10 protein-coding genes are annotated in these 14,988 nt (G+C 36.0%); 9 read left to right on the top strand and 1 reads right to left on the bottom strand.

Going from position 1 to position 14,988, the window contains the following annotated elements; all coding sequences use genetic code 11:
• Window positions 1–95 precede the first annotated feature (95 nt).
• Window positions 96–2,909 (top strand): leucine--tRNA ligase, encoded by a 2,814-nt coding sequence (gene leuS / locus MODO_RS00315; protein WP_006257368.1) that lies wholly within the window; start codon window positions 96–98, stop codon window positions 2,907–2,909.
• 141 nt (window positions 2,910–3,050) lie between these two features.
• Here leuS and MODO_RS00310 read toward each other — a convergent pair whose 3' ends face one another.
• Entirely contained in the window at window positions 3,051–3,431 is a 381-nt protein-coding gene (locus MODO_RS00310) for an SPOR domain-containing protein (protein ID WP_006257366.1), read from the bottom strand.
• A 217-nt stretch (window positions 3,432–3,648) separates the two neighbouring features.
• On the opposite strand from MODO_RS00310, the gene MODO_RS00305 reads away from it, so the two are divergent.
• From MODO_RS00305 to MODO_RS00270, 8 genes are read left to right on the top strand one after another with little or no spacing between them, the layout of a single operon-like run.
• The gene (locus MODO_RS00305; RefSeq protein ID WP_006257365.1) at window positions 3,649–4,929 is read left to right on the top strand and encodes a cytochrome c3 family protein; all 1,281 of its coding nucleotides are present in this window, start codon (window positions 3,649–3,651) and stop codon (window positions 4,927–4,929) included.
• 34 nt (window positions 4,930–4,963) lie between these two features.
• A complete protein-coding gene (locus MODO_RS00300; RefSeq protein WP_006257364.1) occupies window positions 4,964–8,017 on the top strand; it encodes a TAT-variant-translocated molybdopterin oxidoreductase in 3,054 nt (1,017 codons plus the stop codon).
• Window positions 8,018–8,055: 38 nt separating this feature from the next.
• Window positions 8,056–9,465: an NrfD/PsrC family molybdoenzyme membrane anchor subunit gene (gene nrfD, locus MODO_RS00295; protein ID WP_006257363.1), complete on the top strand. Its 1,410-nt coding sequence runs from the start codon at window positions 8,056–8,058 to the stop codon at window positions 9,463–9,465.
• Window positions 9,466–9,471: 6 nt separating this feature from the next.
• Window positions 9,472–9,999 (top strand): DUF3341 domain-containing protein, encoded by a 528-nt coding sequence (locus MODO_RS00290; protein WP_006257362.1) that lies wholly within the window; start codon window positions 9,472–9,474, stop codon window positions 9,997–9,999.
• A gap of 1 nt (window position 10,000) precedes the next feature.
• Window positions 10,001–10,549 carry a c-type cytochrome gene (locus tag MODO_RS00285; RefSeq protein WP_006257361.1) on the top strand — a complete coding sequence of 183 codons (549 nt, stop codon included), beginning with the start codon at window positions 10,001–10,003 and terminating at the stop codon, window positions 10,547–10,549.
• Between the two features lie 31 nt (window positions 10,550–10,580).
• Window positions 10,581–11,894, top strand: a complete 1,314-nt coding sequence (locus MODO_RS00280) for a hypothetical protein (RefSeq protein ID WP_006257360.1) — start codon at window positions 10,581–10,583, stop codon at window positions 11,892–11,894.
• Between the two features lie 17 nt (window positions 11,895–11,911).
• A complete protein-coding gene (locus MODO_RS00275; RefSeq protein ID WP_006257359.1) occupies window positions 11,912–13,078 on the top strand; it encodes a cytochrome c oxidase subunit II in 1,167 nt (388 codons plus the stop codon).
• Window positions 13,079–13,107: 29 nt separating this feature from the next.
• A complete protein-coding gene (locus MODO_RS00270; RefSeq protein ID WP_006257358.1) occupies window positions 13,108–14,910 on the top strand; it encodes a cytochrome c oxidase subunit I in 1,803 nt (600 codons plus the stop codon).
• Window positions 14,911–14,988 lie beyond the last annotated feature (78 nt).

Below are 14,988 nucleotides of genomic sequence, written 5' to 3'. Positions count from 1 at the left end.
AGTTTTGTTTATTTAGGATTCAAGATGAGTTTTCTAGATTATTACAGTGTGATCGAAGAACTAACCAAAGTATAAAAATTGATATATATAATAGTATGAAGTATTATCCAAACGAAATTGAAGCTAAATGGCAGAAATTTTGGAAAGAAAACCAAACTTTCAAAACAGAGAATAATGTTGACAAGCCTAAGTATTACGTATTAGATATGTTTCCTTACCCATCTGGAGCAGGATTACATGTGGGGCACCCACTCGGATACATAGCTTCGGATATTTTTACTCGTTATAAACGTCAAAAAGGTTTTAATGTTCTTCATCCACAAGGATATGATAGCTTCGGGTTGCCAGCTGAGCAATATGCTATCCAGACAGGACAACACCCTGCTGTGACTACAGAAGTAAATATTGATCGTTATAGAGAACAATTAGATAAGATCGGTTTTTCATTTGACTGGAGTAGAGAGGTGCGTACTTCGAATGCGGATTATTATAAACACACACAATGGATATTTATCCAATTGTTCAATTCGTGGTATAATAAAGTAAGTGATAAAGCAGAATCTATAGATACATTAGTAGCTATCTTCGAAAAAGAGGGGAATGCAAATGTACAAGCTGTGTCTGATGATGCAATCGAGATCTTTAGCGCTGCTCAGTGGAATGCGTTATCAGCTGATGAGAAAGAGGTGATTCTATTAAAATATAGAATGACTTACTTAGCAGAAACTGAAGTAAACTGGTGTCCTGCTTTAGGAACGGTATTAGCGAATGATGAGATTAAAGATGGTCTGTCTGAAAGAGGTGGGCATCCTGTAGTTAGAAAAAAAATGAAGCAGTGGAGTATGCGTATTTCTGCTTATGCAGAACGTCTACTTCAAGGGCTAGAAGATATCGACTGGACAGAGAGTATTAAAGAGAGCCAAAGAAACTGGATAGGGAAATCTGTGGGAGCATCTGTAGTATTTAACTTAAAAGAAAGTGATGATACAATAGAAGTGTTCACTACTAGACCTGATACTATCTTTGGGGTGAGTTTTATGACTCTTGCTCCAGAGCATGATTTAGTAAGAAAGATTACTACTGCAGAACAAAAAGAAGCTGTAGAAGCGTATATAGATGCTACTTCTAAGAGAAGTGAGCGTGACCGTATGGCTGATGTGAAGACTATCTCTGGTGTGTTTACTGGAGCGTATGCTGAGCATCCGTTCACGAAAGAACCTATCGAAATCTGGATAGGTGATTATGTGTTAGCTGGATACGGTACAGGAGCGGTAATGGCTGTTCCATCTGGTGATACAAGAGATTATGCTTTTGCAAAACACTTTGGTATTACAATCAAAAATATCTTTGACCAAGATATCTCAGAAGAGGCGTATGCAGAGAAAGAAGGTTTCTTATTAATTGAATCTGATTTTTTAAATGGATTAGGATTTAAAGAAGCTACTCTTAAGGCTATCGAGGCATTAGAGAAAATAGGACAAGGAAAGGGGAAAACAAACTACCGTTTGCGCGATGCGGTATTTTCACGTCAGCGTTATTGGGGTGAACCATTCCCAGTGTACTATGTGAATAACCTTCCTAAGATGATTGATAAAAAATATTTGCCAATCGTTCTTCCTGAAGTAGAAAAGTATTTGCCTACAGAAGATGGTCAACCACCTTTAGGTAATGCTGCTGTATGGGCGTGGGATACTGCTAATAATAAAGTAGTAGAAAATGAAAAGATAGACGGGGTAACGGTATTCCCTCTAGAGTTAAATACAATGCCTGGTTGGGCTGGTTCTTCTTGGTACTGGATGCGTTATATGGATCCTCAGAATACAGAAGATATCGCTTCTCCAGAAGCATTAGCGTATTGGCAAAATGTAGATTTATATATAGGAGGTAGTGAACATGCTACTGGACACTTATTATATAGCCGTTTCTGGAACAAATTCTTAAAAGATATGGGAGTAGCTCCCACAGAAGAGCCTTTCAAGAAATTGATTAATCAAGGAATGATTTTAGGTACTTCTGCCTTTGTTTATAGAATAGAGGGCACAAATAAATTCATTTCTAAAGATATGATCAAGGATGAGAAGGTTCAACAGCTATATGCTTATGTTGGATTAGTTAATTCTTCATCAGAATTAGATACAGAAGGATTTAAAGCATGGAGACCTGATTATGCAAATGCAGAGTTTGTATTAAATGCGAGTGGTAAGTATATCGTAGGACACGAAGTAGAGAAGATGTCTAAGTCGTACTTCAATGTAGTGAATCCGGATGATATCTGTGATGAATATGGAGCGGATACACTTCGTCTGTACGAAATGTTCTTAGGGCCATTAGAACAAGCTAAACCATGGAATACAGCTGGTATCTCAGGTGTAGCTGGTTTCTTAAAGAAATTATGGAGATTATATGCTGATGATAATGGTGTAATCGTGACGAATGATGAACCAACAGCAGAGATGTATAAATCACTTCATAAAACGATTAAGAAAGTGACTGAGGATATAGAGAATTTCTCTTTCAATACTTCAGTTTCACAGTTTATGATTTGTGTAAATGAATTGTCACAGCTAAAATGTAATCACAGAGCTATTTTAGAACCATTAGCAATTGTGGTATCTCCTTATGCTCCACATATTGCAGAGGAATTATGGTCTATGCTAGGACATACTACATCTGTGACGTATGCAGAGTTCCCAGAATTCAATGCATCTTACTTAGTAGAGAGTGCAAAAGAGTATCCTGTGTCGTTTAATGGAAAGATGAGATTTAAGATTGAGTTACCATTAGATTTATCAGAAGAAGAGATTAAAGCAATCATCTTAGCAGACGAAAGAACAGTAGCTCAACTTCAGGGTAGAGAGCCTAAGAAAGTAATTATTGTTCCTGGTAAGATTATTAACTTAGTTGGATAAATTACGGAATGATTTAAGTCTTAAAGTGTACTTAGAATCACAGATAAATAAAAAGCCTCAACAGTGATGTTGGGGCTTTCTTTTTAATTAAAAAAAGGTTATTAGATTTAACTAATAACCCTTTGTATTATATGGTGTGATTTATTTGCCTGGGCGCAATAAAAGTGAGAGTTCAAAGTCTTTTTGAATAGCTCTCAGGTTGCGTTCTGCTTCTAGTCTAGTTTTATAATTTCCTACTAAAACTTTGTAAGAAGGATTGGTATAAATTATCGTAGCATTAACATCTGGGTAAAGTCTTCTAAAGTTGTTTAAGGCAACTCTCGCTTCTGCGTTTTTGCCGTAAAAAATCTGAATTTTGTATTTATCGTTAACAGTTGTTGACGTATTTGTGTTTTTCTTCTTATTTAGTAGTTCTTTTATGGCTGAGGGTTCGTTTAAAGTGGTTTTAGACGATTGAGCTATAATTACGTGATTAGTAAATAGAACTAGAATTAAGACAAGAAAATTTCTTAAAAATCTCATAATGAATAATGTTTATGGCAAATTTACAAATTATCTTGATAATGAGGTAATCGTATGTTATTTAGAACGTATATAAATTGTATTTTAAGCATAGTAAAGGTTTTAAGAGTAACTCATAAATTGTATTTTTGTCGGAGTTTGTAAATAAGGTGTATAAGATAGCGGTCTAATTGGCTGTTAAATAAGACCAAGTTTAGTTGAAAATCATTTTATAACTATGAAAAAAGTGGGTAACCATAATTCGTTTTCAAAGATTTTATTCTTTTGTTTAGCGTTAATGCTATCGTTTACTACAATTTCGTTTGCTCAAGATGTAGCAAAAGGTAAGGAATTGTTCAACTCTAACTGTGCGGCTTGTCACAAGTTAGATGGAGTGTCTACTGGACCAGCTCTTCGTGGAGTAGTTGATCGTCACGATGGAAATGTAGAGTGGCTACACAAGTGGATCAAGAGTAGTTCTTCATTGATTAAATCTGGAGATGCTGCTGCTGTTAAATTGTTTAACGAGTGGAATAAGGTTGTTATGAATGACTTCCCTGGATTATCAGACGAAGACATTGATAATATCTTAGCTTATACTTCAGAAGAGAAAGCTGCTCCAGCGCCTACAGGTGATGTAGCAGGAGGAGCTGCTGGGCAATCTAACAATGATGGTGTTTCTAATATTATTGTATTAGGGGCTTTAGTTGTTGTATTGATGCTTCTAGTAACTATGCTATTCTTCGTTAAGAGAGTATTAAACAAAGTAGTAGAGGTTAATGGATTAACTCCTGAAGTACGTAAATCAATTCCATTGTGTACAGCATTCGTTAAAAATAAATTTTTAGTGATTGTTTCTGTTATCGTATTAGTGTTATTCGGATCGTACTTCGCGTATGGATGGATGATGCAAGTAGGTGTTGACCAAGGGTATGAGCCAGTACAACCAATTCACTTCTCTCACAAGATTCACGCTGGAGATAACGGTATTGACTGTAAATACTGTCACTCTGCTGCAAGATCTAGTAAAACTTCAGGTATTCCTTCATTGAACGTTTGTATGAACTGTCATGAGAATATCAATGAGTTTACAGGTGAAGCTGGAAAAGACTACGGTAAGTACACTCCAGAATTCTATACTGCAGAGATTCAAAAATTATATGATGCAGTAGGATGGGATCCTTCGACAAATAAATATACTGGAAAAGAGAAACCAGTTAAGTGGGTTAGAATTCACAATCTTCCTGACTTCGCATACTACAACCACTCTCAACACGTAAATGTTGCAGGTTTAGAATGTCAAACTTGTCACGGACCAGTTGAAGAAATGGAAATTATGAGACAACACTCTCCATTAACAATGGGATGGTGTATTGACTGTCACAGAAAAACTGACGTTAAGTTAGAGAGCAATGAGTACTACGCTAAAATTCACAAAGAATTATCAGAGAAGTACGGAGTTGAGAAATTGACTGTAGCTCAAATGGGAGGTTTAGAGTGTGGTAAATGTCACTATTAATAAATTAAGAATAAGAAGCTAATATATATATACAATGGCATCAAACAAAAAATACTGGAAAAGTGTTGAGGAGCTGAATGAAAATAGTTCTATTGTTGAGTCGCTAAGAAACAATGAGTTTGTTGAAGAAATTCCTACTGATGAATTTCTTGGAGATCAAAGTAAATTGTCTTCTTCATCAACTACTCGTCGAGACTTTTTGAAATATGTAGGTTTTTCTACTGCAGCAGCAACTTTAGCTGCATGTGAGGGACCTGTTGTGAAATCTATTCCGTATGTAGTACAGCCAGAGGAGATCATTCCTGGTGTTGCAGATTATTATGCAACAACTATTGCTGATGGATTTGACTTTGTAAACGTTCTGATCAAAACTCGTGAGGGGCGTCCAATCAAAGTTGATAATAACAGACTAGCTAATGCTTACTCAGGAGCTAACGCTCGTGTGAACGCATCAGTTTTATCGATGTATGATAGCCTTCGTTTGAAAGGTTCTAAAATCGGAGGTAAAAGTGCTTCATGGGATGAAGTAGATGCAAAAGTTAGAGCAAGTCTACAAGATGCAAAAGCAAATGGAGGAAACGTTGTATTATTAACGAATACAATGGCTAGCCCATCTACTGATAAAATTATAGCAGAGTTTATCGCTGCTAACCCAACGGCTAAACACGTTGTATATGATGCTGTATCTTCATCTGCTGCTGCAGATGCTTATGAGAAAGCTTATGGTGTACGTGGATTAGCAGATTACGATTTCGGTGCTGCTGATGTAATCGTTTCTGTAGGTGCTGATATCTTAGGAGATTGGCAAGGTGGAGGATACGATTCAGCTTATGCTCAAAAACGTATTCCTAAAAATGGAAAAATGTCTAAGCATATCCAAATGGAGGCAAATATGTCTTTATCAGGAGCTAATGCTGACGTGAGAATTCCATTAACTGTAGCTAATCAAAAAGCTGCTTTAGTTAAGTTATACAATGCTATCGTAGGAGGAAGTGCTTCTGCTCCAGCTGTAGATAAGTACGAAGATGCTATTAAAAAAGCAGCTAGTCAACTTAAATCTGCTGGAAATAAAGGAGTTGTTGTAACAGGTCTTGATGATGTAAATGCTCAATTATTAGTATTTGCAATCAACGAAGCGTTACAGTCAGAAGCTTTCTTACCAGAGCAAACAAAATATGTTAGACAAGGTAATGCTACTCAAGTAGGACAATTAGTAAAAGATATGAACGCTGGTAAAGTTCACACGTTGATTATGTCAGGTGTTAACCCAGTGTATACTTTAGCTGATTCTGCTGCTTTCGTAGAAGGATTGAAAAAAGTAAAAACTTCAGTTTCTTTCTCATTGAAAGAAGATGAAACAGCTTTACTTTCTACTGTTGCTGCTGCAGCTCCGCACTACTTAGAGTCTTGGGGAGATGTAATGATCAGAAAAGGTCACTACTCTGTAACTCAACCTACAATCCGTCCATTGTTTGATACTAGACAATTACAAGATTCATTATTATTATGGTCAGGAAGCAATACTGCATACTATGACTATGTTAAGAATGTAGGTAAGTCTTATGTAGCTGATAAAACTTGGAATCAATTAGTACACGATGGTTTTGCTGTTGTTGGAACAAACTCTAAAGTAAGTGCTTCTGCTGATTTTTCAGCTGCTGCATCTGCATTAGCTTCTGCTAAGAAAGTAGATGGTTTAGAGTTAGTATTCTATACTAAAACTGGTATGGGAGATGGACAACAAGCTAATAACCCATGGTTACAAGAGTTCCCAGACCCTATCACTCGTGTATCTTGGGATAACTACGTAACTGTAGCTCAAGCTGATGCTGAGTCATTAGGTATCAAGAACTACCACGTTGCTAATGGAGGTCTTAATGGTAGCTATGTGACTATCGAAGCTAACGGTGTTAAATTAGAAAAAGTGCCAGCTCTTATCCAACCAGGACAAGCTCAAGGAACTATCGGTTTAGCATTCGGTTACGGTAGAAAAGCTGCATTAAAAGAAGAAATGCAAGTAGGTGTTAATGCTTACACATTATACAAAGACTGTAATGGAGTACAAGGTGCTGCAATTACTCAAGTAGGTGGTGATCACGAGTTCGCTTGTGTTCAGTTACAAAACACTTTAATGAGTAGAGGTGATATCTTAAAAGATACTACATTAGAGATCTTCAATACAAAAGATGCTGAAGACTGGAATATTAAACCTGTGGTTTCTTACGATCACCAGACTGTACAAGCTTCTACTATTGATATCTGGGAATCATTTGATAGATCAGTTGGACATCACTTCAACTTATCAATTGATTTAAATGCATGTACTGGATGTGGTGCTTGTGTTATCTCTTGTCACGCTGAAAATAACGTACCTGTAGTAGGTAAGTCAGAAGTGAGAAGAAGTAGAGATATGCACTGGTTACGTATCGATAGATACTATTCTTCAGAAGATACATTCGCAGGAGATATCGAGAAAAAAGTTAATGCAAGTGGATTCGGAGAATACCGTGAAGTGTTCCAAGAATTAGAACATCCAGCTGAAAACCCACAAGTGGCTTTCCAACCTGTAATGTGTCAACACTGTAATCACGCTCCATGTGAGACTGTGTGTCCAGTAGCTGCTACATCTCATGGTCGTCAAGGACAAAACCATATGGCTTATAACCGTTGTGTTGGTACAAGATACTGTGCAAACAACTGTCCTTACAAAGTTAGACGTTTCAACTGGTTCTTATATTCTCAGAACGATGCTTTCGATTACAACATGAATGATGATTTAGGACGTATGGTATTAAACCCAGACGTTGTAGTTCGTTCAAGAGGGGTAATGGAGAAATGTTCATTATGTATCCAAATGACTCAATCTACAATCTTAAAAGCTAAGAATGAAGGTAGAGCAATTCGTCCAAATGAATTTGAAACTGCATGTTCTGCAGCTTGTTCAAGTGGAGCGATGGTATTTGGTGATGTAAATGATAAAGAGTCAGAAATTACTAAATTAGCTGAGTCAGATAGAGCTTACCATTTATTAGAGCACATTGGAACAAAACCAAATGTATTCTATCACGTTAAGGTTAGAAATATCTAGTTAAAAGAATTATTAATTAAAGAAACATATAAAGGATTATGTCGTCACATTACGAAGCACCCATTAGAAAACCTTTAGTTATTGGTGAGAAATCATATCACGATATAACTGTGGATGTGGCTAGACCTGTAGAAGGGAGAGCGAATAAACTATGGTGGAGAGTTTTTACTTTAGCTTTATTAGCGTTTCTATGGGGAGTAGGTTGTATGGCTTACACTGTAGGTACAGGTATTGGAACTTGGGGATTAAATAAAACCATTGGATGGGCTTGGGATATTACCAATTTCGTTTGGTGGGTAGGTATCGGTCACGCTGGTACGTTAATTTCTGCAGTATTATTATTATTTAGACAAAAATGGAGAATGGCGATCAACCGTTCTGCTGAGGCAATGACAATTTTCTCAGTAGTTCAGGCTGGTTTATTCCCTATCATTCACATGGGACGTCCATGGTTAGCATACTGGGTATTACCTATTCCTAATCAGTTCGGATCGTTATGGGTTAACTTTAACTCACCATTATTATGGGACGTATTCGCGATTTCTACGTATTTATCAGTATCATTAGTTTTCTGGTGGACTGGTTTACTACCTGACTTCGCTATGTTACGTGATAGAGCTATAACGCCATTTACAAAAAGAATATACTCAATCTTATCATTTGGTTGGTCAGGTCGTGCAAAAGACTGGCAACGTTTTGAGGAAGTGTCATTAGTATTAGCTGGTTTAGCTACTCCTCTTGTACTTTCTGTACACACGATTGTATCTTTTGACTTTGCTACTTCAGTTATCCCTGGATGGCACACTACAATCTTACCTCCATACTTCGTAGCAGGGGCTATCTTCTCTGGATTCGCAATGGTAAATACCCTGCTTATCATCATGAGAAAAGTTTCTAACTTAGAAGATTATATTACTGTACAGCACATAGAGTTAATGAACATTATTGTAATGATCACTGGTTCTATCGTTGGGGTAGCATATATTACTGAGTTATGGGTTGCTTGGTATTCAGGAGTAGAGTATGAACAATACGCTTTCTTAAACCGTGCAACAGGACCTTACTGGTGGTCTTACTGGTTAATGATGACTTGTAACGTAATTTCTCCACAGGTAATGTGGTTCAAGAAAATTAGAACTAATATCTTAGCATCGTTTGTTATTTCTTTAGTAGTAAACGTGGGGATGTGGTTTGAGCGTTTCGTAATTATCGTTACATCATTACACAGAGATTACTTACCATCTTCATGGACAATGTTCCAACCTACATTCGTAGATGCTGGTATTTACATCGGTACAATCGGTTTCTTCTTCGTATTATTCTTATTATATTCAAGAAGTTTCCCTGTAATTGCGCAAGCAGAGGTAAAAACAATCTTGAAATCTTCAGGAGAGTTTTACAAAAAAGAAAGAGACAGCAAAGAGAATCATCAATCTTTAAATCATTAATATATTATGAGTAATAAAGTAATTCACGCACTATACAACGATGATGATGTGTTGTTACATGCTGTAAAAGAAACACGAGATGCTCATCATCATATTGAAGAAATCTATACGCCATTCCCAGTACACGGTCTAGATAAGGCTATGGGATTAAAACCTACAAGATTAGCTATCTGTGCTTTCTTGTATGGTTTAGTTGGACTTTCTTTCGGTACATTCATGATGTATTATATTATGATTGTAGATTGGCCACAAGATATTGGAGGTAAACCAAGTTTTAGCTTCATTCAGAATATGCCATCATTCGTTCCAATTATGTTTGAGATGACTGTATTATTTGCAGCTCACTTAATGGTTCTTACTTTCTTTATGAGAAGTAAATTATGGCCTTTCAAGAAAGCTGAAAATCCTGATGTAAGAACTACAGATGATCACTTCTTAATGGAAGTAGCTTTGAAAACTGATGAAGCAGCAGCGATTGAGTTCTTCAAACAAACGGGAGCAGTTGAAGTTAAAGTAATTGAAAAGCAATTGTAGAATGAAAACGATATATAAAATAGTAGCTTTAGTAGGGGTATCAGTTTTGACTACTTCTTGTTTTAATAAAGAACGTTCAAACTATCAATTCATGCCAAATATGTACGAATCATCGGCATATGAGACATATTCTGAAGTTCCTACTACAGTTTTTAAAAATGGTAAAGAAGGTCAATTACCTGCTGAAGGATCTATACCACGCGGATTTTCACCTGAGGAGTATGATAATACTCCAGAAGGTTTAGCAATGGCTAGATTAAATCTAAAATCACCATTATCTGCTGAGGAGAAAGATTTAGAAAAAGGTAAAGAGTTATATACAATTTACTGCTCAGTTTGTCACGGAGGAGCTGGGGATGGAAAAGGTAATTTAGTGAAGAAAGAAAAATTCTTAGGGGTTCCTAACTATAAAGATAGAGAACTTACAGAAGGAGGAATCTACCACGTAATTACTTATGGTTTGAATTCAATGGGATCTCATGCTAATCAATTGACTCAACACGAACGTTGGTTAGTTACAGATTACGTATTAAAATTGAAATCAGAATAATAAATTGTAAAACTTATTTGAAAGTTTAGATATGTACACATTTTCAAAAAATTTGAAGACTTTTGCAATCGTCCTTATGGTTCTTGGACTTGTAGGGATTGCGTATGGTTTCTTCAGTGCCCCTAAGACAACTGCTGAAGTAGAGCAGATCTTAACTGAGCAAGCTCATCACGATGGTGGTGAGCATCATGTATCCGCTGCAGACCACTCTGTGTCTGACGCTGATCATGCTGAACATCAAAAACATTTAGAACATGTTCTTGGTCAAATGCAAAATAAACCTTGGACAGCGTTATATGTAGCTTGTATTTTCGTTATGCTAGTAGCTGTAGGTATTTTAACTTTTTATGCTATTAACAATGCTGCTAGTGCTGGATGGTCTCCAGTATTATTTAGAGTAATGGAAGGATTATCTGCTTATGTATTACCAGGATCAGTTATATTCTTCGTGATTTTATTAATTTCTGTATTGGGAGGAAACCATTTATTTATATGGGCTGACCAAGCAGTAGTTGATGCAGATCCAATTATTCAAGGAAAAGCTGGATACTTAAACGTACCTTTCTTCTTAATTAGAACAGTTATCTATTTAGCAGGATGGAACTTTTATAGAATTTATGCTCGTAAACAATCTTTAGCTTTAGATGAGAGTGGTGATCAAACTTACTACAAAAAGATATTTAAAGCTTCAGCTGCTTTCTTAGTATTCTTTATTGTTACTGAGTCTATGGCATCTTGGGATTGGATTATGTCGATTGATACTCACTGGTATAGTACATTATTCGGATGGTATGTATTTGCTAGTTTCTTTGTAACAGCTATTACAACTATCGCTTTTGTTACTCTTTATTTAAAGAACAAAGGATACTTAGAATATGTTAATACTAGTCATATTCACGATTTAGCTAAATTTATGTTTGGATTAAGTATATTCTGGACTTATCTTTGGTTCTCTCAATTCATGTTACAGTGGTATTCTAATATTCCAGAGGAGGTAACTTACTTCATCTTCAGAATTCAAGAGTATAACTTACCATTCTTCGGAATGTTAGTATTGAATTTCTTATTGCCATTATTATTATTGATCAATACAGATTTCAAACGTTTAACTTGGATTGTTGTAATGGCAGGATCTTGTATCATCGTAGGTCACTATATTGACTTCTTTATGATGATCTCTCCTGGTACAGTTGGAGGTTCTTGGTTTATTGGTGTTTCTGAGATAGCATCACTTATTTTCTTCATTGGATTATTTATCTATGTAGGATTTAGTGCAATTGCTAAAGCGCCATTATTAGCTAAGAATAACCCATTGATTGAAGAGAGTAAACATTTTCACTATTAATATTTAAAAATAAACAAATGACAAGTTTATTAATATTAGCTGCAGTTGTATTATTAGGAGTTGCTGTATGGCAATTGACGAAAATATTTGATTTAACTCAAGTAGGTTCTCACCCTGATGATATTTCTACAGAGATCGCTAATGAGAAGGATAATAACATCAATGGTTATTTGACTTTCGCTTTCTTAGGATTCATCTATATCTTTACTATCTTCTGTTTAGTTGAGTATGGAAGCTTTCCTTTGATGGATAACCCTGCGTCAGAGCACGGAAAAGAGGTTGACAATTTAATGTGGATCTCAATGGGGTTAATTTTTGTTGTTCAAATTTTTACTCAGTTCTTATTACACTACTTTGCATTCAAAGGACGTGGAATAAACGGTAGAAAAGCTCGTTTCTATTCAGATAATGATAAGTTAGAAGCTCTTTGGACAATTATTCCTGTAATTACATTATCAGGTTTAATTCTTTATGGATTATTTGCTTGGAATGATATTATGTTTGTAGATGAAGAAGAAGACGTTCTTATTGTTGAAGTATATGCTAAACAATTCGGATGGGATGTTCGTTACTCTGGAACAGATAACACTTTAGGTAAAGCCAACGTTCGTTTTATAGAAGGTATCAATTTAGTAGGGGTAGATATGTCTGACCCGAATGCTGCTGATGATAAAATGGCAAAAGAATTACACTTACCAAAAGGTAAAAAAGTAGTATTGAAATTCCGTTCTCAAGACGTACTTCACTCAGCTTACTTACCTCACTTTAGAGCACAAATGAACTGTGTTCCTGGTATGGTTACTCAGTTTGCTTTCGTTCCTACTGTTACTACAGCAGAAATGAGAGAGCGTGAGGCGATTGTAAAAAAAGTTAGTAATATTAACGATATTAGAGCTGAAAGAAGCCAAGAGTTAATCGCTAAAGGAGAAGAGGCATTAGAACCTTATTCATTTGATTATTTAATTTTATGTAATAAGATTTGTGGAGCTTCTCACTATAACATGCAAATGAAAGTTGTTGTAGAGACTCCTGAAGAATTCGAATCTTGGTTAAAAGAGCTTCCTACATTAAAAGAGCAAGTTGCTGCTGAAAAAGCTAGCAACGCACCTGCTCCAGCAGTAGAGGAAGTTCCTGCAGCAGTTGAAGAAGTTGAAACTGAAGCTATCGCTCAAGTAGGAAAATAAAACTCACATATTAAAATCAATCTATAACTATGTCAGTAGAAGGACACGAAAACAATCACGATCACTCACATGATCATGATCATCACGATAAAGGGAACTTCTTTACTAAATATGTGTTTAGTTTAGACCACAAGATGATTGCTAAACAATACTTGATTACAGGTATTATTATGGGAATCATCGGGATTGGAATGTCTCTGTTATTTAGAATGCAAATTGCTTGGCCAGAAGAATCTTTCACAGTATTCAAATGGTTTTTAGGTGATAAAATGGCTCCTGATGGAGTTATGAAAAATGATGCTTATCTTGCCCTAGTAACGATGCACGGTACCATAATGGTATTCTTCGTTTTAACTGCTGGATTAAGTGGTACGTTCTCGAACTTACTTATTCCATTGCAGATTGGAGCACGTGATATGGCTTCAGGATTCTTAAATATGTTATCTTATTGGTTATTCTTCATCTCTGCAGTATTAATGATTATTTCATTATTTGTAGAAGGAGGACCAGCATCTTCTGGATGGACAGTATATCCTCCGTTGAGTGCATTACCACAGGCTATTCCTGGTTCAGGAATGGGGATGACATTATGGTTAGTATCTATGGCAATCTTTATCGCATCTTCTTTAATGGGATCGTTAAACTATGTTGCTACAGTAATTAACTTAAGAACTAAAGGAATGTCTATGACAAGATTACCATTAACAGTGTGGGCTTTATTTACTACAGCTATTATTGGTATCGTATCATTCCCAGTTTTATTATCAGCAGCTTTATTATTGTTATTCGATAGAAGTTTTGGAACATCATTCTTCTTATCAGATATTTATTTAGCTGGAGAGGTATTACATTACCAAGGAGGATCTCCTGTATTATATGAGCACTTATTCTGGTTCTTAGGTCACCCTGAGGTATATATCGTAATTTTACCAGCGATGGGTATTACGTCAGAAATTATTGCTTGTAACGCTCGTAAACCAATTTTCGGTTACCGTGCGATGATTGCTTCTATCTTAGGTATTGCTTTCTTATCAACAATTGTATGGGGACACCACATGTTCGTATCTGGTATGAACCCATTCTTAGGATCTGTATTTACATTTACTACATTGTTGATTGCAATTCCTTCAGCAGTAAAAGCATTCAACTATATCACTACAATTTGGAGTGGTAATATCCAAATGAACCCTGCAATGTTATTCTGTATTGGATTCGTATCTACGTTTATTACAGGAGGTTTAACAGGGATTATTTTAGGAGATTCAACATTAGATATCAACGTTCACGATACATATTTCGTTATTGCTCACTTCCACTTAGTAATGGGTATTTCTGCTCTTTACGGAATGTTTGCTGGTATCTACCACTGGTTCCCTAAAATGTTTGGACGTATGATGAACAAAAACTTAGGTTATATCCACTTCTGGGTAACTGCAGTTTGTGCTTACGGAGTATTCTTCCCAATGCACTTCATCGGATTAGCTGGTTTACCACGTCGTTATTATTCAAATACTGCATTCCCATTATTTGATGAGTTCTACGATGTAAACGTGTTAATTACAGTATTCGCTTTAGTAGGATCTGCTTTCCAATTAGTGTTCTTATGGAACTTCTTCTATAGTATTTTCTATGGTAAGAAAGCTACTCAGAACCCTTGGAGAAGTAACTCTCTTGAGTGGACTACACCAGTTGAACATATTCATGGTAACTGGCCTGGTGAATTACCAGTTGTTTACAGATGGCCTTATGACTATAGTAAACCTGGATTACCAGAAGATTACGCTCCTCAAAACATGCCATTCGTTGCAGGTGAAGAGGAATTACATCACTAAGATTATATTTCTTATAGATATTAAAAAGTCATCCGAAAGGATGACTTTTTTTGTTAGTGTAGACTCTGATATTTGAAT

Origin of the sequence: Myroides odoratimimus, from assembly GCF_001485415.1 — a bacterium.
In the GTDB taxonomy this organism is placed as follows: Bacteria; Bacteroidota; Bacteroidia; order Flavobacteriales; family Flavobacteriaceae; genus Flavobacterium; species Flavobacterium odoratimimum.
This window is presented reverse-complemented; position numbering and strand designations above follow the sequence as displayed.

Excerpts from the sequence above, each read along its gene's own strand:
- leuS (WP_006257368.1), top strand. The coding sequence starts at position 96 with ATGAAGTATTATCCAAACGAAATTGAAGCTAAATGGCAGAAATTTTGG.
- MODO_RS00310 (WP_006257366.1), bottom strand. The coding sequence starts at position 3,431 with ATGAGATTTTTAAGAAATTTTCTTGTCTTAATTCTAGTTCTATTTACT.
- MODO_RS00305 (WP_006257365.1), top strand. The coding sequence starts at position 3,649 with ATGAAAAAAGTGGGTAACCATAATTCGTTTTCAAAGATTTTATTCTTT.
- MODO_RS00300 (WP_006257364.1), top strand. The coding sequence starts at position 4,964 with ATGGCATCAAACAAAAAATACTGGAAAAGTGTTGAGGAGCTGAATGAA.
- nrfD (WP_006257363.1), top strand. The coding sequence starts at position 8,056 with ATGTCGTCACATTACGAAGCACCCATTAGAAAACCTTTAGTTATTGGT.
- MODO_RS00290 (WP_006257362.1), top strand. The coding sequence starts at position 9,472 with ATGAGTAATAAAGTAATTCACGCACTATACAACGATGATGATGTGTTG.
- MODO_RS00285 (WP_006257361.1), top strand. The coding sequence starts at position 10,001 with ATGAAAACGATATATAAAATAGTAGCTTTAGTAGGGGTATCAGTTTTG.
- MODO_RS00280 (WP_006257360.1), top strand. The coding sequence starts at position 10,581 with ATGTACACATTTTCAAAAAATTTGAAGACTTTTGCAATCGTCCTTATG.
- MODO_RS00275 (WP_006257359.1), top strand. The coding sequence starts at position 11,912 with ATGACAAGTTTATTAATATTAGCTGCAGTTGTATTATTAGGAGTTGCT.
- MODO_RS00270 (WP_006257358.1), top strand. The coding sequence starts at position 13,108 with ATGTCAGTAGAAGGACACGAAAACAATCACGATCACTCACATGATCAT.